This window comes from Paraburkholderia fungorum, assembly GCF_902833645.1.
Taxonomy (GTDB): Bacteria; Pseudomonadota; Gammaproteobacteria; order Burkholderiales; family Burkholderiaceae; genus Paraburkholderia; species Paraburkholderia fungorum.
The window spans coordinates 1338517-1361813 of sequence record NZ_CADFGE010000001.1; the positions used below are offsets into that span (position 1 = coordinate 1338517).

The window sequence follows — 23297 nt, forward strand, 5'->3', positions numbered from 1 at the left end:
TTCGCCTATAAGAAGTGCCCATAGACGAGGTGCGCGATGCGTTGTAAATGCGTGATTTTGGCGGCAGCGCTATATGCCGCCTCGGTGCTGCTGTCGCCTGCGTTCGCCCAGGCTTCCGCTGACGATGCCAATAAAAGTAATAACCCGCTGAACCTGGCTGCTTCATTCAACATCCAGAATTACTACACGCCGAGCGTGTTCGGCGCGAGCGCGCACACGAACGACCTGCTGCTGCGCCCCACCGTACCGATCGGCCCGAACAGCCTGATCGGCGTGCCGCAAATTTTTCGCGCCACGGTGCCGGTCAGCACGCGGCCTGACCCAAGCGGCGGCTATAACACCGGTCTCGGCGACCTGAACCTGTTCGACATTTTCCTGCTGTCCGAAGGCGACGTGCAGGTTGGCGTGGGCCCGCTCGTGACCATGCCGACGGCCACCGACCCGAGCCTCGGCACCGGCAAGTGGCAGGCTGGTCTTGCCGCGGTCGCGGTCAGTGCGACCAAGGCGCGGCTGCTCGGCGCGCTGGTGCAATGGCAACACTCGTTCGCGGGGCAAAGCAGCCGGCCCACCACGCAATCGCTTACCGCGCAGCCGTTCGGCATCTTCAACCTGCCGGGCGGCTGGTACATCCGCTCAACCGGAATCTGGACTTTCGATCTGCAGCACGGCAGCTACTACATTCCGGTCGGCCTTGGTGCCGGCAAGGCGTGGAAGGGTGGCTCGACCATCTACAACGCGTTTATCGAACCGCAGTACTCGGTCGCCCATTCCGGTGCCGGGGTGCCGAAGTTCACGATCTTCGCAGGCCTGAATATGACGTTCGGCAAATAGACTGGAACCTGAGAGAAAGCAGACATGACATCGACCTGGCCGCCCGCGTCCCGAGGCGTGTACGACCCCGTCGAGCGGCTCTATGGCTCTGGCCGGATCGTGCTCGACGGTGCCGGGGACCAGCCAGCGTCGCAAAAGCGCTAGGCCGCGCATGGACGAACCTGAGAACGATATGAACAAGAAAGCCGCAACATGGGTGACCGCAGCCGTACTGGCGTCGGTCGCCGCGCCGATTCTGGCGAAGACACCGCAGGGTCAGCCGGCCCATGCCAATGCCAGCGCAGCAGCGTCGGTGCCGGGTCCGGTAGCGGGCTATGCGATCTCCGACCAGTACGCGCGGCTGGTCGCGCGGCAGACCTACTTCTGGGCGTGGCCGATGGTGAACGTCTACGGCCGCTTGCTGGCGATGAGGCAGGTGCCGCAGCCGGGCCTGAATGGCGGCGTCGTGCCGGTCGCCCCGCCCAACCATCTGTCGATGCTGCGCGACTATATCCAGCCGCAGGAGCGCTTTGTCGCGTGTCCGAATCAGGACGTGGTCTACGGCTCCGCGATTCTCGATCTGAACCAGACCCCGGTGGTCGTGCAGGTGCCCGATTTCGGCAAACGCTTCTGGGTCTATCAGGCGGTCGATCTGCGTACCGACGGGTTCGCGAGTCTCGGCAAGATGTACGGCACGCGTCCGGGCTTCTATCTGTTAGCCGGGCCTGACTGGCACGGTCAGGTGCCGAAGGGCATCCGTCAGGTGTTCCGCTCGCCGACCGGCGTCGGCAGCTTCATCCCGCGCGTTTTCATGGACGACACGGCTGAAGATCGCGCGGCCGTGCAGCCGGTGCTCGCCAAGGTGGGCCTGTATCCGCTCGCCGAGTACGACGGCAAGGTCAAGGAGACCGACTGGTCGAAGTCGCCGAGTTTCGGTTCGGCCGGTGCCGCCGCGGGCGGCAACGCCGAAGAGATCAAGTGGGTCGATCCAAACCGGTTCTGGGATGAACTGCCCACAGTACTCGACGAGACGCCGCCGCAACCCGGCGAAGAAGCGCTCTATGCGCAGGCGCGCGCGCTGATCGCGGCGGCGCGGAAAGATCCGGCGATCAAGACCGCGATCGTCGAAGAAGCAGTGAAGGCCGAGGCGGATCTGGTCACGCCACTATTCAACTTCAACACCTTCGGCAAACAGCTGCCCGCCAACTGGAACACCATCAGCAACGGCGCTGCGTTCGGCACGGACTACTTCACGCGTACGGCGGTGGCGAAGTCGAACATCTTCGTCAACAAGCCAAACGAGACCAAGTATTTCTATGCCGATGCCGACGCATCCGGTCAACGCCTCGACGGTAATGCGAACTACACAGTGACGTTCGCGAAAGACAGATTGCCGCCGGTCAAAGGATTCTGGTCGCTGACCTTGTACAACGCGCATCACTTCTTCTCGCCGAACGCGCAAAACCGCTACTCGCTCGGCACCAAGAACAAGGACCTGAAATTCAATGCCGACGGCTCGCTGACGCTATATGTGCAGAGCACGAGCCCCGGCGACGACAAACTCGCCAACTGGCTGCCGGCGCCGGCCAACGAAGCGTTCTCGCTGTATGTGCGCGCCTACTGGCCGCAGCAGCCGGCGCTTGACGGCAGCTGGACGCCACCGCCGATCGTGCGCCAGCCGTGAGAATCGCCTCGTCGCGCATCGCTGTGGCTTGTGGCCGCACGTCGTCTACAGCCTCGTCCGCAGAGTGAGAATGCGGAAACTTATTTTCGTGAGGATGACTATGAGTCGCCGCAATCATTTGTCCGCAAACCGGTCACTCGCCAGGTGGGGCGCGGGTGCGCTTCTGACCACCGCAGGCCTGGTTGTCTCCCAGCAAGGATGGGCGACTGAAGGTGGCATCGGCCGGCCGATTACCGGTATGCAGGTCACGCCATACGCCGGTGTCGTGCCGCCTACCGACGACTGGATCGTGTCGGCTACCACCATCTACTACGAAGGCTCGTTAGGCGCGAGCAAGACCATTCCGATCGCCGGGCAGATTACCGCGGGTATAGACGTAACCGCCGTGTACACCATCGCCAACGCGGTGAAGACGTGGGGGATCACCGCGGGCGGCTGGAATTTCGCCTCATCGTTCGGCGTGCCGTTCCAGTACACCGACATCTCATCGTTCCACGGCCGTTTGCCGAACGACCATAACACCCAGTTCGCCGATCTGTTCTTTACGCCGATCGTCGCGGGTTATCACCTGACCAAGACCGATCACATCGCGCTCAGCGTACAGATCTATGCGCCGACCGGTGCTTATTCCACCAGCCGGCTCGCCAATGCCGGACAGAACACGTGGACCTTCACGCCGACGGTCGCCTATACGAAGCTGTTCCCGAAAGAAGAAATCGAGTTGTCCGTGAACTACGGCATCGGGTTCTACACGGCCAACAGCGATACCCACTATCACAACGCACCGGTCAGCGTGCTCGATGTGCTCGCGCTTAAACGCTTCGGCGGCTGGGGCGTGGGCGTCGTGGGCGGTTATATCCAGCAACTCGGTCATGACAGCGGTGGTCTTGCCGATGTCACCGGCGGAAATCAGGGGCATTCCGTGGGTCTCGGGCCAATGGTCACGTGGTCGGGCAAGCTTCAGAAAACGCCGGTGTCGGCGTCGTTGCGTTGGGTGAACGAGTTCAACGTCAGCAACCGGCCTAAAGGCAATGCGGTGGAGTTGTCGGTCAGCGCCACCTTCAAGTAACGGAGCGTGCGTTTGCTGATCCGTCATGCCCGGTGTGCGCCGTTGCGCGTCAACGCAGCCTTGTCGATCGAGGCCGATAAGAACCGCCGCCGTGTAAGACGCACCGCGGCAGCGGCTGCAGCGGTGCTGCTGATGTCGGCCCACGCTCATGCGGCGTCGAAATTCACCGATCCCGAAGACGGCGCATTCGACCTGAGCGATCTGCTGCTGACGCATCGCGGCGTCTTGCCTGTGCCGACGCTCATCACCGAGCCCGCAGTCGGTTACGGTCTGGGTCTGGGCCTCCTCTATTTCACGATGCCGAAGAAAAGCGCGGATGCACCCGACGACGCCAAGGCGCCGCCGAACGTCACCGGCCTCGGCGGCTTCGCGACCGGCACGCATAGCTGGGGCGTGGGACTGATGCACTTCCACACCTGGGACGACGATCACATCCGCTATCTCGGCGTAGTCGGCAAAGTGGGATTGCATCTGAACTACTACGGCATCCGCAACCAGCCGCGCGCGTACCAGCTCGATGGCATCGCGCTCGTGCAGCAGGTGTTGTTCCGGATCGGCGATAGCCATTGGTATGTTGGTCCGCGCTATACCTTCTTCGATGCCCGCACGCGCTTTAGCGGAACGATTCCGCAGGGGATTCGCGAGTTCGAGAAAGACCAGCGCGTTGCCAAGGCCGGCGTAGTGGTCGACTACGACACGCGCGACAACATGTTCTATCCGTCGAGCGGTACCTATGCGGAACTCGAAGCGGACCTCGCGCGCGGGGGGCTTGGCAGTTCCACCAACTTTCAGGAACAGACGGCGCGCGGCTATCAGTGGATTCCGCTGTCGAAGAGCTGGGTGCTCGGCCTGCGAGCCGACACCGGTTTCTCGCAGGGAAACATTCCATTTTTTGCGCAGCCGTACGTGTCGCTGCGTGGCGTATCCGATGCGAAGTTCCAGGACAGCAACCAGCTTACGGCCGAAGCCGAGATCCGCTGGAACGTCACGCCGCGCTGGGCGCTGCTCGGCTTCGGCGGGGTTGGCAGAGCCTATGGCCGTCTGCATTCGTTTTCGGAGGCGCCGACCGCGTTTGGCTTTGGTACAGGGTTTCGCTATCTGATCGCTCGCAAGCTCGGATTGTCGATGGGGATCGACGTTGCGCACGGGCCGGGGCAGAACGCTTTTTATGTGCAGGTGGGCAGCGCCTGGCGCTGACGAGAATTAACCCGTGCGGTTGAGTTCGCACAAAGGATGCGGCAGCGGGCTTCAACCAGGGTACAAGCGCCGATTGCCGCGTACGTGTTTCCGATGTTCGTGTTGAAGGAACCAAGCACCATGAAATTCACGATGAAGCGATCCCTGGTGTTGCTCGCGGGCGTCTGCACGTCGCTTGCGGTGACACTCGCGACGCCTGGGCAAGCGCTCGCCGCTGCCGCTGTGCAACCCGTGCCGACCACCTGGCCGCGCGACTTCGATAGCGCACGGCAACGCATCGAGCTGTATCAGCCGCAGGTGGAAGTGTGGCAGGGAAACCGGATCGAAGGTCGGGCGGCGTTCGCCGTCGGCGCGAAGGGCGCCACGCCGAACTACGGCGTCGCGCATTTCACCGCGCGCGCTGAAGTCGACAAGACGAGTTCGACGGTGCAACTGCTCGACATCGTGTTCGACAAGGTCGACATGCCGACCACGCCATCCGCAGCCGATGGCGTCAAGGAAGCCTTGCAGGCGCGCATTCCCAAAGGTGGCCTCGTCACGTCGCTCGAGCAACTGCAGGCCAGTTATGCCAGTACTCACGAAGGCAGTGCGCCCGGTCTCGCGGTGCAGAACAACGTCCCGAACATCATCTTTGCCGAGCGCCCCACGCTGCTCGTGCTGGTCGACGGCGACGCAAACTGGCGCGCGCTTGGCGACACGCACTATCAACGTCTGATCAACACGCGAGCGATGCTGCTCAAAGACGCGAGCGGCACGCTGCATCTGAATGCCGCCGGCTACTGGTACGAGTCGAGCGCGCTCGACGGCCCATGGCATCTGAACGCAACGCCGCCGCATGAACTGGTTGCCGCGGCGAACAAAGCGCAAACCAATCTCAAGTCCGATCCGATGTTGCCCGCCGACGGCAAGAAGCCCGCGCGGGCGCCGGACGTGGTGGTCGCCGCGCAACCGGCCGAACTGGTGGTGACGAACGGCAAACCGGCATTGCAACCGGTGAAGGGCGTGAATCTGCTGTCCGTCGCCAATGCCGACCATGCGCTCTTCGTCGAACCGGGCGACAGTCATTACTACCTGCTGCTGTCGGGCCGTTGGTTCAGCGCAGTGAGCCTTTCCGGACCGTGGACCTTTGTCGACGGCAAGAGCCTGCCCGCCGATTTTTCGAAGATCGCCGCCGACGATCCGCACGCGAATGCACTCGTCTCGGTGCCGGGGACGCCGCAGGCAAAAGAGGCGGCAATTGCGGCAACCATCCCGCAGACGGCGACCGTATCGCGCAAGACCACGACCTTGAAGGTCGTCTATGACGGTGCGCCGAAGTTCGTCGGTATCGCGGGCACGTCGTTGTCGTATGCGGTGAATACAGCGACACCGGTGATCGAGACCGCGCCTTCGCAATTTTTCGCCGTTGCCAACGGAATCTGGTTCACCGCGAGCGCGGCAAGCGGCCCGTGGCGTGTCGCCGATACCGTGCCGGCCGCGATCTATACGATTCCGGCGGCGTCGCCCGTGCATTACGTCACCTACGTTCACGTTTATTCGGCAACGCCCGATACGGTGGTGGTCGGCTACACGCCGGGCTACATGGGCGTGGTCGTCAATGCGGACGGGACCGTCGTGTACGGCACGGGCTATGTCTATCCGCCCTATGTCGGCGAGGTCTACTACGGCTATCCGGCCACCTACGGCTACGGCGCGGGCTTCGCGCTCGGCACCACGGTGGGCTTTGCCTTCGGCTTTGCGATCGGCGCCACGTGGGGCGCGCCGTCGCCGTACTGGGGACCGTATTGGGGCGGTGGCCCGTGGAGCTGGCAATACGCGAACGTCAACCAGGCCAATATCTACGGCCGCTGGGGGCAGGGCACCGTGACCCACGCGAGCGGCTGGAACGGCTGGACCGGCAATAGCTGGGCCGGCACGGCGGCGTCGGGCTTCAATCCGTACACCGGTGGTCACTTCCAGGCGAGCCGCGGCGCGGTCGAGAACGCCTACAACGGCAACTTCGCTGCGGGACGGCAAGGCTCGTTCAGCAATCCGTCGACAGGACGCAGCGGCGCGGCGCGCGGCGGTGTGGCGGGCAACGAAGCCACCGGCGATTATGCGGCGGGTCGGCAACGCGCCGGCTACAACGCGCAGACGGGGCGCTACGGCGCGGCTGAGGCGGGTGTGACCGGCAATGCGTATTCAGGCGATCATCAGGCGGGCACGAAGGGCATTGTGGGCAACAAGGACACGGGCAAGGCCGTCGCGTGGAATAACGGCAATGTCTATGCAGGCAGCGACGGCAACGTCTACCGGCACCAGCAAGGCGGCGGCTGGGAGCAGCACGGCGCCGACGGCTGGCAGCCCGTGCAGCCGAACGCGAGCCAGACCCAGCGGCTCGATTCGCTCAGGCAGGGGCATGACCTTGGAAATGCGCGCGCGAGTGGGCAGTTTCAGCCACAGCGGCATTTCGGCGGCGGGGGTGGGCGGTTCCGGAGGTGATGCGGTGGCGGCTGAGCCTGCTTAAAGATACTTGTCGCCTTGCTGGCGATCCCGGACTTTCTTCGCGGGATTGCCGTAGGTCACCGAAAAAGGCTCGACCGGTTTCATCACAATCGATCCTGCACCCACCACGCTGTGTTCGCCAATCGTGATGCCATGGCGCAGCACAGCGCCAATGCTCACCGCGGCGTGGCTGCCGATGCGGCAATTGCCGCCGGTGGTTACGCCAGGCGCCAGGCTCGAAAAATCCTCCATGATGCAGTCGTGATCGAGCGACGCCTTCGTGTTCACGATGCAGAACCGGCCCACGCGGCAATCGGCGTTGATCACCGCGCCGGCCATGACGACCGTACCGGCGCCGATGAGGGCCCCTTTGCCGACGCTGGCCGCTGGGTGGACCGCGCTAACGAACGGCAGGTGTGGAGAGGTAGCGGTTACCTTGGCGGCTACGTTCGCGCGAACGCTGTTATCCCCGATCGCGATGACCACGCCGTTCAGATCGTGTTCCATGGCAAGGCGCGCAAGATCGGATTCGCTACCCAGCACCGGATAGCCGAGCGTTGTTTCGCCTACCTTGCGAAAGGCGTCGATGAGGCCGGCAATCCGGTAGGACCCCTGCTTTTCGACAATGTCGATAACGACTTTGGCGTGGCCGGAAGACCCGACAAGCACGATGTTCTGCATGGTCCACGTTCCGCTTTTAAGACCGGCTCAATTCATTGAATGCCGGCAATGATGCTGACAATGCGTTCAACGTGCACCGGGTTCAGATCGGGATAGATTGGCAGGCACAGGATCCGTTTCGACGCCGCGCTGGCCGCACTGAGGTTGTCCTTGTGCGAGGACGGCAGGCCACGATACATCGGAAACTCGGAAATCAGCGGATAGAAGTAACGGCGCGCATAGATACCATGTTCCTTCAGGCGCTCGTAGAGTGCGTCGCGGCTGATCGGAAAGTGGTCTTCGACCTGGACGGGAAAGTAAGCGTAATTCGCGACTTTTTCGCCTGCGTCCGACAGGCAGCGGATGCCGGGTACATCGGCCAGCAGCTCGCGATACTGCGCGTCGATCGTCTTGCGTTTTGCCAATGCATTGTCGACGTGTTGCAGTTGCAGAAGCCCGAACGCGGCATTGATTTCGCTCATCTTGCCGTTGATGCCGGCTGCCACGACAGTTACTTCGTCCACGAAACCGAAGTTCTTCAGATGGTCGATGCGCTGCTTGGTCTTTGCGTCCGGGCAGATGATCGCACCGCCTTCGAACGTATTGAAAACCTTGGTGGCGTGGAAACTGACGATCGACAGATCGCCATGCTTGAGCACGCTGCCCTCTTCGGTCTGCACACCGAACGCGTGCGCGGCGTCGTAGATGACCTTGAGGTTGTAGTTGTCGGCGATCTTCTGGATCGCTTGCACGTCGCACGGGTGGCCGTAGCAATGCACCGGCATGATCGCGGTGGTTTGCGGCGTGATCGCCGCTTCGATCTTTTCCGGATCCAGATTGAGCGTGTCGGGGTCGACGTCCACGAAAACCGGCTTGATGCCGTTCCAGAGCAGCGAATGCGCGGTGGCGGCGAACGAATAGGGCGTGGTAATGACTTCGCCGTTGATGCGCAGGGCTTGCAGCGCAGTCACGAGCGCGAGCGTACCGTTCGCGAATAGCGCCAGATGCTCCACGCCCAGATACTCGCAGAGCGCTTTCTCGAGTTGCTGATGGAACGGACCGCCGTTGGTCAGCGTCTTGCTGTTCCAGATTTTTTCGAGGTACGGCAGGAACTCGGCCAGCGGCGGCAGATGCGGCTGAGTCACATAGATGCGTTCGTCGTCCAGTGACGTGATCGCACGAAGAGGAGCGCTTGAGCCCATGATTTCCTCGCTGCTTTTTTTTAGTCCGGGTCGCGGATGGGTATCGTCAGGCGGTTTGAACCGGGCTGCGGTCTGCCGTTTGCGCATCGTCCACACTGAAGGCCACGGGCGGCAGACCGTCGCGCCAGCGCTGCCACATCACATGGAGCGCTCGCGAGAGGCTTGCCGCGACCACTTCCGGTTGAAACACCGCTGACGCTCTGCAACGCTCGCGCAACCCCGTGCGTAGCGCCGCGAGCGCCGGTATGTCCGAGGCCAGGGCTACACCCCGGGTGACGAAATCATCCGCGTCGGTGGCCACGAAGTTTTCGAGGCCGGTGTGACTCAACCACGCGGCTGCTGCGCGGCTGGCCATTGTCTGACCGGCGATCGTCAGGGTGGGCACGCCCATCCACAGGGAATTCAGGACTGTTGTCGATCCGGTGTAGGGAAAAGTGTCGAGACAGATGTCCACCTGGAAATGCTGTTGCAGGTAGACGGGCACCGTCGAGCGAGGGCGGAAGCTGAGCCGGTCGCGCGAAATACCTTCCTGCACGAACCAGTCGATCAGCGTTTCGTCACCCTCCTCACCGCTCATCGAGCCGAGCACCATCCGCGAGGTGGGCAGTGCGCGCAGCAGCTTCGCCCACACGGCGATCACGTCGGCGCGCAACTTGTTCAGACGGTTGAAACTGCCGAAAGTGATATAGCCGTTGTGCATCGCCGGCAGAATGTTGACTGGCGGCGCATTCTTCTCAGGATGGAACGGCCCGATGGCGGCCAGGTGCACGAGTTTCTCGGAGAACTGGCGCTCGATGTCGCCGAACGGTGTGAAGAAGCGGTCGCTGAGGTAATAGTCCATGGCGTCGAGCCCGGTGGTCGCCGGGTAGCCGATCCAGCTCGCCTGAATCGGTGCGGGCTTGCGTGTCAACGCCTGAAGCCGGTTGCGGCCCGTGTGGCCACTCAGGTCGATCAGAATATCGATATTGTCGGCGCGAATCCTGGCCGCAAGTTGCTCGTCGCTCATGCCAGCGACCATGTTCCAGTGATCCGCCTGGCTATGCAATCGCAGCGTATAGTCGTCCTCGATCACGTGGTTGTAGTACATATGGAGCGTCAGGCTCTCGTCGTTCGCGAGCGGTTCCATGACCGGCATCAGATATGAAGCGACGGCGTGCCGGAACAGGTCGCCCGAGACGATACCGATCTGAAGGCGCCGCCCCGGCGTGCGGCTATTATTGTGCTTCGGCCATTTGGAGCGCATAGGCGCTTCATGAATTTGGGCAAACTTTCGATGTTCCGCGTAGATCTCTTCGGTATCAACGTTGGGATCGTGCGCGAGACAGAACAGGAGATTGCTGCGCGTCAGCGAGTTTTTCGGCTCAAGTTCCAGTGCGCGACGAAACGACGGAGTCGCTTCCTGCGAGGCGCCGTGTTCCAGCAATACCACGCCCAGTGTGCCGTGCGATTCGCCGTGCTGGGGCGTCAGTTCGACCGCTCGTCTGCATGAGGCGATCGCTTCACGGTACCTTCCGCGGGCAGCGAGGATGAGGCCCAACACGCGATGACCTTCTGAATAGTTGGGATTCAGCTCAAGCAGTTTTCTGGACTCGACTTCCGCGGCGGCCGGGTTGGCGGTCAGGCGAAGCAGGTCGGCGAGTGTATTGCGTGCTTCGGCGTCGTCGCTTCCCAGTGAAATCGCCGTCCTGAACGGTTCGATCGCCTCGACGTAGTGCCCGGCGCGATGCAATGCAATGCCGAGCGAACGCCATGATTGTCCGTGCGCGGGAAACCGCTCGGTCAGATCACGCGCGAGTTTGATCGCCTGTGGCAGCTGGCCTTTTTTGAACAGCGAGGCGAAGCGATTCAGTTCCTGCGGGTTCGGGCGGCGTGTATCGATCGCTGCTACGGGCTTGTTGTTGGCTGATCCGGCGGCGCGGGTCCCAGCGCTTTCCGCGGTAATGGAAGGCTGCACCTTCGGCGCTACGGCGGCGGTCGAGAGCTGCGTGCCGTCATACGCCATGCGCGTGATCAAACCGTTGACCGCCGGTCCCTTCAACCCTCGTTGCTGGCCCATTTCGAGCGCAAGCCATGCAGCCGGGATCTGCTCTGCATCGATTAGCGCATTGATGTAGGCGACCCAGAACTGACCGTTATCCGGCGCGCCGCCCAATGCGGCTTCGAGATACGGCAGCGCGTCGGCCGGTTGTTTGCGTTGCACGTACAGCACGCCGAGGTTGTACAGCACGTCGGTGTGGGCGGGTCGGGCGTCGAGGATCGCCTTGTACAGCGCTTCGGCGTCGTCGAACTCCTCCTTGTGGTGATGCGCCAACGCGGTCTGCAAAACCAGAGCGATGTCTTGCTCGAGTTGCTGTTCGGGCGTCAAGGGTTCAGCCGTCGGCTGCTCGTGGAGGAGAGTCATGGTCTCAGCGCAGAATGGTCTATGACGGAAATTGTGCGGTGGAGAGGGCGTTTCCGATGCGCGGAGATGACGGTGAAAAGGCCGCCTGTTTAGCGCATGGGGCGCGGCGGCGAAAGGCCGAACGCCATGAAAAAAGCCCGCACGAGGCGGGCCGAGGGAACGAGCGCGCCCTGACTTCAGCGCGTAGTTCTTATTGTTCGGTACTTCCATTCGATGCCGCGGAGCCGATCCAGAGTCAGGTTCCGCGGTGCGCCTTGCGTGGTGCGGCCGGAGGGAGGCCGTACCGCCAGCTCGCTTACAACCGGGCCATCCGCTGATATTCGCCAGCGGCTTTGGTGCGCCCCATCGCAGCTTCGAACTCGGCGTGCAATTCGTTTTGCGTGGTTTCCGCGTCGGCGAGCAGTGCTTCGTCGATGGCCTGAATCCGGCGGATCATCTCCAGCGCGGCCGGTTCCTGATCCGCGGACAGCGACATCAGCAACGGCGAACGCATTTCGGTCAGACGGGCCGCTTCCGGCCAGTCGGCGAGCGAGGCGGCCTGCTCGATTTCCCGGGTCATCGACAGCAGCCGTTCGATCAGTTCGGTCTGGTTCATTTCGATCGGGTCCATGGGCTCAGGCGTTGTTGGCCGACGCCAGCGCGCCGGCGCTGTTGGCGCCGCCGAACAGCGCGGTCAGGTACTGGGAATTGTTGTTCATTGTCGCCATCAGCGTGTCGAGCGCGGTGAACTGCGCCTGATACTGGCTCGTCAGTTGCGCAGTGTAATCCGCCAGCGCGCTTTGCTGCGTGGTGATGCTCTGCAGATCGGTATTCAACGCACTGGTGCGCGTATCGATCAGGCCGCCGGTCTGCGTGAAATTGGTGATGCTGCTGCTCAACTGCTCGGCAATGCCGTTGGTCGAGTTGAAGAGCGAGGCGACTGTCGCCGGACTGCTCGTCAGCGCGGCGCTCAGCGTAGTGTTATTGACCACCATCGTGCCGTCGGCCGGATCGTCCTTCAGCGTAATGCCGATCGCCGCCAGCGTGCTGCCCGTGGTGCCCGAGCCGACCGCGCCGCCTACGATCGTGGCCAGCGTGTTCTTGATCGTCTGCAGTGTCGAGTCGCCCAGCAGCGGGCCTTGCGATGAGGACGAGGAGTTAAATGACGTGAGCGTCGCCATCGTCGTGACGACGGTGTTGTAGAGGCTGACGAAATTGTTGATCGCGGTGCTTTCCGCCGTGGTGTCCGCCGCGACGGTCAAGGTTTGCGTCGAACCGGCGGCCGCCGCCGACAGGTTCAGTGTGACGCCGGAAATGGCGGTGGTCACCGCGTTGGTCGCGCTGCTCGCGGCGATTCCGCCGATCGTGAATTCCGCATCCTGGGCATACGAGCTTTGCGTCCAGGCGTTGCTCGAATTCGCCGACGTGAAGGACGATTGACCGCCTGTGGTGCTCGCGGTCGAGGTCACGCCAAGGCTCGACAGACCGTTGTCGGTAGTGGCGTTGACCGAGACGTTGATGACGTTGGCGGCGCCGGTGTTCGCCGCGCGCAGCACCAGGTGGGCGCCGTCCGAACCGGTCACGATGGTCGCCGTCACGCCGGGGTTGCCGGTGCCGGAGTTGATCGCAGCGGCGATGCCGGAGAGCGTGTTGTTGGTGCTGTCGACGTTGATGTTCATCGACTGGCTGCCGATCGAGATCGTCATCGTGCCGGTGCCCAGCTGCGTCGTCGCGCCGAAGGCTGCCGAGGACAACGCCTGCGAGCTGGCGATCTGCGTAACACCGATCGAGTAGCTGCCGGCGACGGCGCCCGAGCCTGCGGTGGCCGTCAATCCGGTGCCGCTCGCGGTGGCCGAGAAGGTCGACAGCGTGGAGCCGTTGGTGAGGCCCGCGATGCCCGACTGCAGCGCGTCCAGCGCGGCGGTCAGTGCGCCGTATGCGGACACCTGCGTGTTGTCGGTGGTTTGTTGCGCCGTCAGAGCGGCGGCTTGTCCCGCGGTCTTCGCGTTCACGAGTGCCGTGACGAGCGTCCCTACGTCCATCGACGTGTTGCCGGTCGAGCCGCTGATGATCGATTGCGCGGCCGATTGCAGCGCGGCATTGGCAGCGGCGGTCGATGCCGCAGTAGACGTGGTCGAGATCGAGGACATTGCAGAGGCTCCGGGCGTCTGGAAATCTGTATTGGGTGGTGCGCGATGCTACATCACTTCATGATTGGAATGCACAGCGGGAGGCGAGCCTCCCGTTGTCTGGAACCCGTCGATGCGCCGCACTCGCGCGCGGCGCATCGACGTTACTGCGTCAGCTCTTACTGCAGGAGCTTCAGAACTTGCTGCGGGTTCGAGTTAGCTTGCGCCAACACCGAGATACCTGCTTGTTGCAGCACTTGCGCCTTGCTCAGGTTCGCCGTTTCTTGCGCGAAGTTGGCGTCCGTGATTTGCGATTGTGCCGACGACAGGTCGGTCGATTCAGCTTGCTGCGACGTAGCGATTGCCGTGAAGCGGTTTTGTGCGGCACCCAGCGCCGCTTGCAGGTTATTAACCGTCTGCAGTGCGTTGTCGATGGAGACCATTGCTTCGTTCGCGCCAGTCACCGTGCTGATGTTCAGGTTCGAAACGGTCGGCGGCGCATTGATTGCGTTGATCTGAGCAACTGCTGCCGTTGCAGCATTGCCTGCCGTGGTACCCATCGACGTTGCGAGCGTCGAGCTGAGCGTCAGGGTCGTGATCGCAGTGCCCGAACCCGTGGTCGCGCCCGAGCTGAAGATTGCCGCGACTGCCGTCGAGCTCAGCGCCTGATTGTTCTGGTCCGTGAACGTGAAGCCACCGTTGCCGTCCGACAGAACGTTGACCGACGTGATTGCCGGATTGGCCGCCGACGTGTACGCGCCGTTGACGTCCGTCGTAACAGCCACCGTGCCGACCGTTTGACCCTTTTGCACCAGGCCGCCGCCGATCTTCGCAGCCGACATCGACTGGGTCAGGTTCAGGCTGATGGTCTGGCCAACGTTCGCGCCGACCTGGAACGTCACGTTACCTGCCGAGCCGTCCAGAATGTTCGTGCCGTTGTACGTCGTTTGCGACGCGATACGGTTGACTTCCGAGATCTGCGCCGAAACTTCTTGCTGCAGTGCTGCCTGGTCGCTCGACGACAGCGTGCCGGTCGATGCTTGCACGGCCAGCTGGCGGATACGTTGCAGGCTGGAGGTCAGCGACGACAGTGCGCTCGATGCGGTTTGAATCATCGACACGCCGTCATTCGCATTCGACACGCCCTGGTTCAGGCCGTTGATCTGCGTTTGCATACGCGTCGAGATCGCCAGACCTGCTGCGTCGTCCGCTGCGCTGTTGATGCGCTTACCCGACGACAGGCGCGTAATGGCTTGCGAGAGGGCGCTTTGCGAGCCATTAAGGTTTTGCTGTGCAACCAGCGAGTTGATGTTGCTATTGATTCCGAGCATGAAAATCTCCTAAATAAGCCTTGAGCCCAAAACGCCACGTTGGCATCGGCGGAAGCACTCGTTCATTGCTGGCCGCCTCAGTGAAGGTTGACGGCGCGTGTAAAAAAAACTTGAGGGACTTTGTGCAATAGCGACCCAATTGTCTTTACGGCGGATTACCCGATCACTCGTCTGTAAGCCGCTTGCAGCCTGGTTCGGGCGCTTCACTGCAAGTATTGAAAAGACGGCGTATTCTCGTTTTCTCCTGAGGCAAACCCTGGAGAAATCATGCAAAAGCGACGGATTGGACGTTCCGAATTGGAGGTCGCACCGCTTATGTTCGGCGGCAATGTATTTGGCTGGACCGCTGATGAAGCGACCTCGTTTTCTATCCTGGATGCATTTGTCGATGCAGGACTCGACTTCATCGATACCGCCGATGTCTATTCCGCGTGGGTGCCGGGCAACCACGGCGGCGAATCGGAAACTATCATCGGCAAGTGGTTCAGGCGGAGCGGCAAGCGCGACCGGATCGTGCTCGCCACCAAGGTTTCCAAGCACCCGCAGCGCAAGGGTTTATCCGCAGCGAATATTCAGGCGGCCGTCGAGGATTCGCTGCGACGCTTGCAAACCGATTACATCGACGTCTATTTTTCTCACGACGACGACACCGAAACGCCCCTGGTCGAAACGCTGGGCGCCTATCAGAAGCTGATCGAGGCGGGCAAGGTGCGGGTGATCGGCGCGTCGAACTACAGTGGCGCGCGCGTCGAGGAAGCGCTCGCCGTATCCCGTCAGCATGGGCTGCCCGAATACCAGTTGCTGCAACCGGAGTACAACCTGTACGACCGCGCCGAATATGAGCGCGACATCGAGCCGGTGGCGCTCGCCAATCAACTCGGCGTGGTGGTGTATTACAGTCTGGCCAGCGGCTTTCTGTCCGGCAAATACCGCTCCCAGGCCGATCTGGCCAACAAGGTGCGCGGCAGCCGGGTCGAGAAGTATCTGAATGAGCGCGGTTTGCGGATTCTGGACGCGCTCGACCGGGTTGCCGGGCGGCACGGCAGCACGCCGGCCACCGTTGCCTTGGCATGGCTGATTGCCCGCCCGAGTGTAACGGCCCCAATTGCCAGCGCGACCTCGGTCGACCAGCTCAAAAGCCTCGCCGCCGCCGTCCATCTGATGCTGACGGGCGCCGATATCCGCGAGCTGGACGAGGCAAGCGCCTGACCGTGCGCGAGGCCTGGCGCGATCGCTAAACCCCTGGTAGGATGGAGAGTTTCCTGATATCATCGGGAGTGAATTGAGATCTTTGCCTGTTTCGTCAATGTTTTTCATTGATGAAAGGTTGGCGAAACGGCAGCAGACGCGGCTTCGGCATGACGTTTGTCCGCGTTCCGCGGTGAACTCCCCACCTCTCTTTTCCGGCCTCCGTGGCCGTTATGCCTCTCGTTTCATTCATGGTTTGGCCGGGTTCTGCCCGCGTTTGCCTGTTACTGGCCATGAATCGGAACGACCGGAGGGCCGGCGCGTGAGCGGTATCCGCCACGCAATTTACCCCTATCAAGTGATTGAGTTAGGAATTACATGACGACGATTCTTCTGAAAGAAAACGAGCCGTTCGAAGTGGCGATTCGCCGCTTTCGTCGCGCAATCGAAAAGAATGGCCTGATCGCTGAACTGCGTGAGCGCCAATCGTACGAAAAGCCGACCACGGCACGTAAGCGCAAGAAGGCTGCTGCTGTGAAGCGCCTGCACAAGCGCCTGCGCAGCCAGATGCTGCCGAAAAAGCTGCACTAAGCACGTTTTTTCGCGCTGCATTTCGCGCACTGTACGCCGAACGGCGGTGTGAGCTTCGAAAGAAGCCACATCGCCGTTTTGCTTTTGGGGAATCGATTGACCTTGGGTTTTGCCGTTAACCGAGGCCCGTTACGCGGCGTTCTTCAGGCGCTCGGCGGACAGCCCGAATTGGCGGGCGATTGAAGCCAGACGCTCATGCCATTCCCACGTGCCAAACACATCGTGCACGTTTTGCAGGCAACTCAGCAGAGAGACTGTGGCCGGGTCGTATACATTGAGGCGGGCGCGCAGGAGGGCCTTTTTGAGCGCGGAGATACCGGCATCCATATAAGCCGGCACCTCGATGGGCGCCTTGCCGATGTAGCGCACCGGAACACCTTCCATTGAGCTCATGTAATCGCGTGGCTTGATGAAGCTGCCGACCGGGCAACCGCCGCAGTAGCCGCGGTAAGCGCCGCCACCACGCGGCAGCAAGGCGGCGCGTTTCTGACTGAACAGATGGTTGACGGCCTGATCGAAAATCTCCTGATGGGTCAGGAAGTTATGGGTTTTCATGGTTGGTCTCCCACGTATTACGCAGCGGTTATTCGTTGTTCGAGCGCATGAGGGGCAGTATCGGGCACACGCCAGCTAACGAATCCCCGACTAGCACGGCGAAAAGCCTTTAATTCCCGAGTTTGGCCCGTTTGCGTTCGCCTTTTATGCCGCTTACGCCACTGGCGACGCCGCCCGCCACAGTCGCGACTGGCACTTACCTTCTATAACGACTGGCCGTGTGAAAATTGTAGAGAGGGCTTTACCGGATAGCCGACGGTTGCCTGGAACGGAAGCGGCGCCCCCTCAGACGCGTGGCACGAGGTGCTGACTGGCAACCGCTGCCGCGGCCGCTTCAGCCGGCCTTGCGGTTGCGTCCCTTCTTGCCCAGCGCCGCGCATCGCGCGCGGCACATGCAGCTTGCCTCGTGGTCGTTCACCATGCCGACCGCCTGCATGAACGCATAGCAGATCGTCGAGCCGACGAATTTACAGCCATAGCGCTTGAGCCCCTTGCTGAGCGCGTCCGAAATTTCGGTCGACGCAGGCGCCTGTTTATATGACGCCCAATCGTTCTGAATCGGCGTCTGATCGACGAACGACCATACGAAGTTGGCGAGCGAGCCGTGTTCGGCCTGAATCTTCTGCACGGCGCGCGCGTTGGTGATGGCCGACTCGATCTTGCCGCGATGACGCACGATACTTTCGTCCAGCACCAGCGCATCGACATGTTCAGGCGTAAAGCGCGCGACCTTGTCGATCTCGAAGTCGGCGAAGGCGCGGCGATAGCCGGTCCGTTTGTTAAGAATCGTCGACCATGACAACCCAGCCTGGGCGCCTTCCAGCACCAGCAGTTCGAACAGATGCCGATCGTCGCGCGAGGGCACGCCCCACTCGGTGTCGTGGTAGTGTGCGAGCGCTTCGCTCGATACCCAGTTGCATCGCTGTGTCACTTTCGCGCTCCCGCGTTGTCATGTCGTCCGTCAGCATAGCGGAAGCCGTGCGCGCCGCAAGCTGGCCATTCGGCCGATTGCGGGATTGAAACTGACCTGCCACGCTAGCGTTATTCACCACCTGAACTCACTCGATTCGATGAATAAAGACCTCTTTTTGATCGGCATTGACGGCGGCGGCAGCGGTACGCGCGTCGTGCTCGGCGACGCGCAGGGCCGTGAACTGGCGCAGGCGGCGAGCGGGCCCTCAGGGCTGGGGCTCGGCGTGGAACGGGCGTGGCAGGCGATTGCGGCCGGCTGCGTCGAAGCATTCGCACGTGCCGGCATGCCGCTGGACTGGGCGCGCTGCGTACTCGGTTGCGGCCTGGCAGGGGTCAATAATCGCGACTGGCTGGCCGCGTTTCGCGCCCAGGCGCCGGCGCTAGCCGGGCTCGCGGTGGAAAGCGACGTGTACACCACCTTGCTGGGCGCGCATGGCGGCGCGCAGGGCGTGGTCGTTGCGCTTGGCACCGGCAGTCAGGCGGCCGTGCTCGACGGCAATGGCGAATGCAGGGTCGCCGGCGGCTTCGGTTATCCGTCCGGCGACGAAGCGAGCGGCGCCTGGCTCGGATTGCGGGCCATCGTACACGCGCAGCAGGCGCTTGACGGACGCGCACCCAACGACGATCTGGCCCAGGCGCTACTCGCCCACACTGATGCGCATGACCGCGACAGCCTGATTGTCTGGCTGTGCGAGGCCAATCAGACTGCTTATGCGAAGCTTGCGCCGCTTGTCATCGCCAATGCCTCGCATCCGTTCGCGGCGCGTTTGCTTCGCGAGGCCGGCGTAGACATAGGCAAGATGATTGCGGCGCTCGACCCTTCGGCGAGCCTGCCGGTCGCGCTGTGCGGCGGTCTCGGTGCACCGTTGCGCGAGTACGTGCCGCAGATTTATCAAGCTCGTTTGCGCGAGCCGTTGGCCGACTCGGCGCATGGCGGTTTGCAGTTAGCGCAACGCGAAGCGGCTCGCGTCGCCGGCTGAGAATCCCGGCCCGCGCCGAGCACGATCTCGCGCATGCACCGGACAACGGTAAAATGCGATCTTTGACGCTGCCCGGCTGCTCACACTATGTACAAAGTCATTGCCACGGACCTCGACGGCACGCTGCTCAACGCCGATCACCAGGTGGACCCGTTCACGATCGCGACTGTGCGTAAGCTGGAGAGCGACGGGCTGCACTTCGTGATCGCCACGGGGCGCCACTACTGCGACGTTGCGGGCATCAGAGATCTGCTGGGCATCAATCCGTATCTGATCACGTCGAACGGCGCACGCATTCATGCACCGGACAACACGGTCATCCACGCCGACGACCTGCCCCCTGCCGTCGTGCAGCGGTTGGTACTACCGGAAATCGTTGGCGCGCATGGCCGCGTGATCGTCAACCTGTTCGCCGACCAGGCGTGGTTGATCGACCGGGATGCACCGGATCTGCTGAAATTCCATCAGGATTCCGGCTTCAGATATGAAGTAACCGATTTGCCGAGTCACGACGGTGCCGACATCGCGAAGGCACTTTATATCGGCGATCCCGCCGATCTCGCGCAAATCTCGGCCAACCTGGAGCGCGAATTCGGCGACGCGCTGTACGTCACCTATTCGCTGCCGGATTGTCTGGAGGTGATGACGTCGAACGTGTCGAAGGGGCGTGCCTTGCAGATCGTGCTCGAGCGCCTCGGCGTCGATGCCTCGCAATGCGTGGCCTTTGGCGACAACATGAACGATATCGACCTGCTGGAGACAGCCGGCCATCCGTTCATGATGAACAACGCCAATCCTGATCTCATCACGCGTCTGCCGCACGTGCCGCGTATCGGGAACAACTTCGAAGCGGGCGTCGCGCATCATCTTCGCAAGCTGTTCTCGCTCGACGACGAACTGATGTCCTGAAAACGTAACGGCCCGCATCCTCTTTCGTGGATGCGGGCCGGCTGTTCGCCTTGGCAGGCGACCTTACGCGCCAACGCTACGGTCAGCCGTGCCATCCGCCACGGCGATCGCCGTGGTCATCGTGACCCCAGCGGTGGTCGTTGTGATCCCAGCCGCGGTAATCGCGGTGGTCGTCGCGGTAGTAGCCGCGGTCGTAACGATGGTCCCAGCCGCCATACCCGTAGTACACAGGCTGCGGCGCTGCATAGACGGGGGCAGGCTGGGCATAAACCGGTGCGCCGAGCGACAGCCCGATATTCAGATCCGTATGCGCTTGCGCGACGCCGCATGCGCCCGCCGCGAGTCCGGCAGCAACCAGCAAGTGAGTGACGATGCGTTTCATGTTGTTCTCCTGTGAGGCGACGTATGTGTGTCGCACAGGACCAATCTACGCATTCCGGCCGCTCATTAGTGAGACGAGATGTTACGGACTGCAAGCATCCTTGCAGCGCTTGAAAGGCGATAGAAGAAACATTCGAACGCGCCTCGCGTTACGCGTTTTCCGCTCAAAGTCCCGTCAGACAAGGCATCCCAGACACCTGGAGCGAGCCGGCATTCAGTTTTCGCCGCCTCGCGGCCGCATTGGGCGGCCTCGCTCGTAATCACGGCTTACACCTGTATTACCGGATTAATCAGCCGAGCCGGCGGAGGCGCCCAACGCAGCCGCCGAAGGGCTGCCCGGCAGCCCCGCGCAGGGGCAATCCGTAGCGCGGCCGTTCAATCCCTGATGGTCGAGCTTGAAACTGGCGTGGGCCGTGCCGTTTTGCCAAGTGAGGTGAACGATATAGATGCTGTCGAAGTCGTCGCTGTGCCAATTGGGGATATCGGCGGCATTGCCGCCGTGGGTGCTCATCATCTGACGCAGCAACTTCACGATCAGCTTATGCTCCCACGCAATGACAATCAGCTTGTTGCGATTCGACGGGTTGACGAGGTCGCTGCCGAGCTGATCGATCTGGGCGAAACCGTACGGCGTTTGCACCGGCATCTGAAACTGGATGGCGGTCGGCTCGATGGTTGCCAGTGGCCGAATGTAGTAATAAGGGTGGCCGCTGTCGTCCTTTTGCTGCCCGGGATCGGGTGCATAGATCGCATCCGGTTTGCCAAACTTGGCGGCGATGACCGCCGGCAACGCCAGCGCGCGGTTGAGCCCCTGGCAATTGAGCTGGCCGTAACCCTTGGCGGGCTTTTCGCCGTGGCGTACGAATACGAGCGTTTCGGTATTGCTGTCTGCCGCATGGGCCGTGGGCAAGGTTAGTGCGCCCATACACAGACCGCCGATGGAGAATGCGACGCCATGCAGGAATCCGCGGAGACGAGTCATCGGTAGCACCTGTGCGAGCTTGGAAAGTCGCACGATTCTAGCAGCGGCCCGTTGGCAGCCCACCGGGTTGCCAACGCCTCGTGCGTGCCAAGTCAAAGCGGGCGCCGCAGCGCCCGCTTTGACTGTCTGCATGGGCACGCCGCACACCCGGCGCACCGTTGAATTAGTTGAGCACGGGTTCCCGCGAACTGCCGCGGCGGTTTTCGGCAATGACCGGATACAGCACGCCTGCGATCACCGCGCCGATAATCGGGGCGAGCCAGAACATCCACAGTTGGTCCACCGCTGCGCCGCCAACGAACAGCGCCGGGCCAGTCGAGCGCGCCGGGTTAACCGATGTATTGGTGACCGGAATCGAGATCAGGTGAATCAGCGTCAGGCACAGTCCAATGGCGATAGGTGCGAAACCGGCCGGCGCACGCTTGTCGGTCGCGCCGAGAATGACGAACAGGAAGAAGCCGGTCATCACCACTTCGCAAATGAAGGCGGCCGCGAGCGAGTAATGGCCGGGCGAGCGCTCACCGTAGCCGTTGCTGGCGAAGCCGCTGGCGACGAGGTCGAAACCCGGCTTACCCGATGCGATCAACGACAGCACCAGCGCACCGAGCACGGCGCCGATCACTTGCGCAACGATATACGGCAGCAGGTCGCGAGCCGGAAAGCGGCCCGCGACGCTCAGGCCGACGCTCACTGCCGGATTCAGATGGCAGCCGGAGATGTGGCCGATCGCATAAGCCATGGTCAGGACCGTGAGGCCGAATGCGAGCGCGACGCCCACGAAGCCAATGCCCAGTCCGTGGACCGGACCGGCGAAGCTGGCGGCGAGCACGGCGCTGCCGCAGCCCCCGAGCACAAGCCAGAAGGTGCCGAACAGCTCGGCAGCAAGTCGCTTTGACAACGGCATGATTGGTAATCCTAAAATGTTTAGCGTGTGAAGTGGCATGAGTGCTAAGTGCCGATGCATGCCATTGAGCGCGCAATTTTAGGGAAAGACGGCCGGATTAGGTGTCAAGAATTGTCAATGTGGAGTCTCCTTTACCTATTATTCCGCGATAAAGATCATGTTTTACAATTCATCGACGCTTAATAATTATCAGATGATTTCTTCCTAAATCGGTATTATTGTCCATTGCGAATTTTTATAATTGCAGCTAGTCTGCGAGCGAATGAGTTCTAGAAAAGGGGAGAACCGAAATGTCTCAATATGCAGACCTCAAGGCGCAGATCGCCAAATTGCAGGCGCAGGCTGATGAAGCACGGCGTACTGAAATCGATAACGTTGTCGCTGACATCCGCCAAAAGATCGCTGAATACGGTCTAACCGCGCAGGATCTCGGTTTTGCCGTTGCCGCCCGGCGCGGACGCCCGCCAAAGAAGGCACCGCTGCCGGCCAAGTATCAGGACCCGAAATCGGGTAATACCTGGAGTGGGCGCGGCAAACCACCCAAGTGGATTGTCGGCAAGAACCGCGAACGTTTTCTGATTGGCGCGGCTTGAATATGCTGCCGCTCCAGATGAAAGCAAACTGAAGGTTGATTGGTGCCGGGTCGCTAATTTGCGATGCGCTAATCCGGGATGGAAGCGTATCCACGACCGCATTAAAAAAGCCGCCTCTGAAGGGCGGCTTTTTCGAAGTGGAAGCGGGTTAACTCCTGCTAACCGCTCGCGCAAACGATTCACAAGGCAAATTTACTTACGATTGGCGTGCAAACCGGAAACCGGTGTGAGCGATAGACGCATGGCTTAAGCGGCTGAACGCATAAAGATCCCAGTCGCTTAAGCGTGTCGCTCAG

21 protein-coding genes are annotated in these 23297 nt (G+C 61.8%); 10 read left to right on the forward strand and 11 right to left on the reverse strand.

The window, feature by feature from the left end; genetic code table 11:
• Positions 1-36 precede the first annotated feature (36 nt).
• The 5 genes from HWX91_RS05965 (at position 37) to HWX91_RS05985 (ending at position 7241) form a co-directional block, all read left to right on the forward strand.
• Complete coding sequence (locus HWX91_RS05965) at positions 37-831, forward strand: hypothetical protein (RefSeq protein ID WP_028198460.1); 795 nt, start codon at positions 37-39, stop codon at positions 829-831.
• A gap of 172 nt (positions 832-1003) precedes the next feature.
• Positions 1004-2494 carry a DUF1254 domain-containing protein gene (locus HWX91_RS05970; RefSeq protein ID WP_028198461.1) on the forward strand — a complete coding sequence of 497 codons (1491 nt, stop codon included), beginning with the start codon at positions 1004-1006 and terminating at the stop codon, positions 2492-2494.
• Between the two features lie 100 nt (positions 2495-2594).
• Positions 2595-3563: a SphA family protein gene (locus HWX91_RS05975; RefSeq protein ID WP_096335771.1), complete on the forward strand. Its 969-nt coding sequence runs from the start codon at positions 2595-2597 to the stop codon at positions 3561-3563.
• Positions 3564-3569: 6 nt separating this feature from the next.
• A complete protein-coding gene (locus tag HWX91_RS05980; protein ID WP_028198463.1) occupies positions 3570-4760 on the forward strand; it encodes a BamA/TamA family outer membrane protein in 1191 nt (396 codons plus the stop codon).
• 120 nt (positions 4761-4880) lie between these two features.
• Positions 4881-7241, forward strand: a complete 2361-nt coding sequence (locus tag HWX91_RS05985; RefSeq protein ID WP_028198464.1) for a carbohydrate-binding protein — start codon at positions 4881-4883, stop codon at positions 7239-7241.
• Between the two features lie 21 nt (positions 7242-7262).
• Here the strand turns inward: HWX91_RS05985 and HWX91_RS05990 are convergent, their stop codons facing one another.
• The 6 genes from HWX91_RS05990 to HWX91_RS06015 form a co-directional block, all read right to left on the reverse strand.
• Complete coding sequence (locus HWX91_RS05990) at positions 7263-7925, reverse strand: acetyltransferase (RefSeq protein WP_028198465.1); 663 nt, start codon at positions 7923-7925, stop codon at positions 7263-7265.
• Between the two features lie 32 nt (positions 7926-7957).
• Entirely contained in the window at positions 7958-9106 is a 1149-nt protein-coding gene (gene vioA, locus HWX91_RS05995; RefSeq protein WP_028198466.1) for a dTDP-4-amino-4,6-dideoxy-D-glucose aminotransferase VioA, read from the reverse strand.
• 46 nt (positions 9107-9152) lie between these two features.
• Positions 9153-11507: a tetratricopeptide repeat protein gene (locus HWX91_RS06000; protein WP_028198467.1), complete on the reverse strand. Its 2355-nt coding sequence runs from the start codon at positions 11505-11507 to the stop codon at positions 9153-9155.
• Between the two features lie 295 nt (positions 11508-11802).
• On the reverse strand, positions 11803-12117 hold the full coding sequence (locus tag HWX91_RS06005; RefSeq protein ID WP_028198468.1) for a flagellar protein FliT: 315 nt from the start codon (positions 12115-12117) through the stop codon (positions 11803-11805).
• Between the two features lie 4 nt (positions 12118-12121).
• A complete protein-coding gene (fliD, locus tag HWX91_RS06010; protein ID WP_030102397.1) occupies positions 12122-13636 on the reverse strand; it encodes a flagellar filament capping protein FliD in 1515 nt (504 codons plus the stop codon).
• Between the two features lie 158 nt (positions 13637-13794).
• Positions 13795-14946, reverse strand: coding sequence for a flagellin (locus tag HWX91_RS06015; RefSeq protein ID WP_028198470.1), 1152 nt, complete (start codon positions 14944-14946; stop codon positions 13795-13797).
• Between the two features lie 267 nt (positions 14947-15213).
• Here HWX91_RS06015 and HWX91_RS06020 point away from each other — a divergent pair, with 267 nt between their 5' ends.
• Both HWX91_RS06020 and rpsU read left to right on the forward strand, forming a co-directional pair.
• Positions 15214-16155, forward strand: coding sequence for an aldo/keto reductase (locus HWX91_RS06020; protein WP_028198471.1), 942 nt, complete (start codon positions 15214-15216; stop codon positions 16153-16155).
• 357 nt (positions 16156-16512) lie between these two features.
• On the forward strand, positions 16513-16725 hold the full coding sequence (gene rpsU, locus HWX91_RS06025) for a 30S ribosomal protein S21 (protein ID WP_006050883.1): 213 nt from the start codon (positions 16513-16515) through the stop codon (positions 16723-16725).
• Positions 16726-16854: 129 nt separating this feature from the next.
• Here rpsU and HWX91_RS06030 read toward each other — a convergent pair whose 3' ends face one another.
• Positions 16855-17280, reverse strand: a complete 426-nt coding sequence (locus HWX91_RS06030) for a hypothetical protein (protein WP_028198472.1) — start codon at positions 17278-17280, stop codon at positions 16855-16857.
• Positions 17281-17614: 334 nt separating this feature from the next.
• On the reverse strand, positions 17615-18211 hold the full coding sequence (locus HWX91_RS06035) for a DNA-3-methyladenine glycosylase I (RefSeq protein WP_028198473.1): 597 nt from the start codon (positions 18209-18211) through the stop codon (positions 17615-17617).
• Between the two features lie 139 nt (positions 18212-18350).
• On the opposite strand from HWX91_RS06035, the gene HWX91_RS06040 reads away from it, so the two are divergent.
• Together HWX91_RS06040 and HWX91_RS06045 are read left to right on the forward strand one after the other, a co-directional pair.
• A complete protein-coding gene (locus tag HWX91_RS06040; protein ID WP_028198474.1) occupies positions 18351-19232 on the forward strand; it encodes a glucosamine kinase nucleotide-binding domain-containing protein in 882 nt (293 codons plus the stop codon).
• A gap of 87 nt (positions 19233-19319) precedes the next feature.
• A complete protein-coding gene (locus tag HWX91_RS06045) occupies positions 19320-20141 on the forward strand; it encodes a Cof-type HAD-IIB family hydrolase (RefSeq protein WP_028198475.1) in 822 nt (273 codons plus the stop codon).
• Positions 20142-20223: 82 nt separating this feature from the next.
• Here HWX91_RS06045 and HWX91_RS06050 read toward each other — a convergent pair whose 3' ends face one another.
• The 3 genes from HWX91_RS06050 to aqpZ all read right to left on the reverse strand — a co-directional run bounded on the left by HWX91_RS06050 (position 20224) and on the right by aqpZ (position 22408).
• Complete coding sequence (locus HWX91_RS06050; protein ID WP_028198476.1) at positions 20224-20523, reverse strand: PXPV repeat protein; 300 nt, start codon at positions 20521-20523, stop codon at positions 20224-20226.
• Positions 20524-20808: 285 nt separating this feature from the next.
• Positions 20809-21504 carry a hypothetical protein gene (locus HWX91_RS06055; RefSeq protein ID WP_028198477.1) on the reverse strand — a complete coding sequence of 232 codons (696 nt, stop codon included), beginning with the start codon at positions 21502-21504 and terminating at the stop codon, positions 20809-20811.
• A gap of 163 nt (positions 21505-21667) precedes the next feature.
• Positions 21668-22408 (reverse strand): aquaporin Z, encoded by a 741-nt coding sequence (gene aqpZ, locus HWX91_RS06060; RefSeq protein WP_028198478.1) that lies wholly within the window; start codon positions 22406-22408, stop codon positions 21668-21670.
• A gap of 290 nt (positions 22409-22698) precedes the next feature.
• Here aqpZ and HWX91_RS06065 point away from each other — a divergent pair, with 290 nt between their 5' ends.
• A complete protein-coding gene (locus HWX91_RS06065; protein WP_028198479.1) occupies positions 22699-23001 on the forward strand; it encodes an H-NS histone family protein in 303 nt (100 codons plus the stop codon).
• Positions 23002-23297: the final 296 nt, after the last annotated feature.

Bases quoted from the DNA above. Each gene is read 5' to 3' on its own strand.
- HWX91_RS05985 (WP_028198464.1), top strand. From the start codon at position 4,881: ATGAAATTCACGATGAAGCGATCCCTGGTGTTGCTCGCGGGCGTCTGC.
- HWX91_RS05990 (WP_028198465.1), bottom strand. From the start codon at position 7,925: ATGCAGAACATCGTGCTTGTCGGGTCTTCCGGCCACGCCAAAGTCGTT.
- HWX91_RS05965 (WP_028198460.1), top strand. From the start codon at position 37: ATGCGTTGTAAATGCGTGATTTTGGCGGCAGCGCTATATGCCGCCTCG.
- HWX91_RS06015 (WP_028198470.1), bottom strand. From the start codon at position 14,946: ATGCTCGGAATCAATAGCAACATCAACTCGCTGGTTGCACAGCAAAAC.
- HWX91_RS06055 (WP_028198477.1), bottom strand. From the start codon at position 21,504: ATGACTCGTCTCCGCGGATTCCTGCATGGCGTCGCATTCTCCATCGGC.
- HWX91_RS06020 (WP_028198471.1), top strand. From the start codon at position 15,214: ATGCAAAAGCGACGGATTGGACGTTCCGAATTGGAGGTCGCACCGCTT.
- HWX91_RS06065 (WP_028198479.1), top strand. From the start codon at position 22,699: ATGTCTCAATATGCAGACCTCAAGGCGCAGATCGCCAAATTGCAGGCG.
- HWX91_RS06040 (WP_028198474.1), top strand. From the start codon at position 18,351: ATGAATAAAGACCTCTTTTTGATCGGCATTGACGGCGGCGGCAGCGGT.
- HWX91_RS06050 (WP_028198476.1), bottom strand. From the start codon at position 20,523: ATGAAACGCATCGTCACTCACTTGCTGGTTGCTGCCGGACTCGCGGCG.
- HWX91_RS05970 (WP_028198461.1), top strand. From the start codon at position 1,004: ATGAACAAGAAAGCCGCAACATGGGTGACCGCAGCCGTACTGGCGTCG.
- HWX91_RS06005 (WP_028198468.1), bottom strand. From the start codon at position 12,117: ATGGACCCGATCGAAATGAACCAGACCGAACTGATCGAACGGCTGCTG.
- HWX91_RS06000 (WP_028198467.1), bottom strand. From the start codon at position 11,507: ATGACTCTCCTCCACGAGCAGCCGACGGCTGAACCCTTGACGCCCGAA.
- HWX91_RS06030 (WP_028198472.1), bottom strand. From the start codon at position 17,280: ATGAAAACCCATAACTTCCTGACCCATCAGGAGATTTTCGATCAGGCC.
- HWX91_RS06045 (WP_028198475.1), top strand. From the start codon at position 19,320: ATGTACAAAGTCATTGCCACGGACCTCGACGGCACGCTGCTCAACGCC.
- rpsU (WP_006050883.1), top strand. From the start codon at position 16,513: ATGACGACGATTCTTCTGAAAGAAAACGAGCCGTTCGAAGTGGCGATT.
- HWX91_RS05975 (WP_096335771.1), top strand. From the start codon at position 2,595: ATGAGTCGCCGCAATCATTTGTCCGCAAACCGGTCACTCGCCAGGTGG.
- fliD (WP_030102397.1), bottom strand. From the start codon at position 13,636: ATGTCCTCGATCTCGACCACGTCTACTGCGGCATCGACCGCCGCTGCC.
- vioA (WP_028198466.1), bottom strand. From the start codon at position 9,106: ATGGGCTCAAGCGCTCCTCTTCGTGCGATCACGTCACTGGACGACGAA.
- aqpZ (WP_028198478.1), bottom strand. From the start codon at position 22,408: ATGCCGTTGTCAAAGCGACTTGCTGCCGAGCTGTTCGGCACCTTCTGG.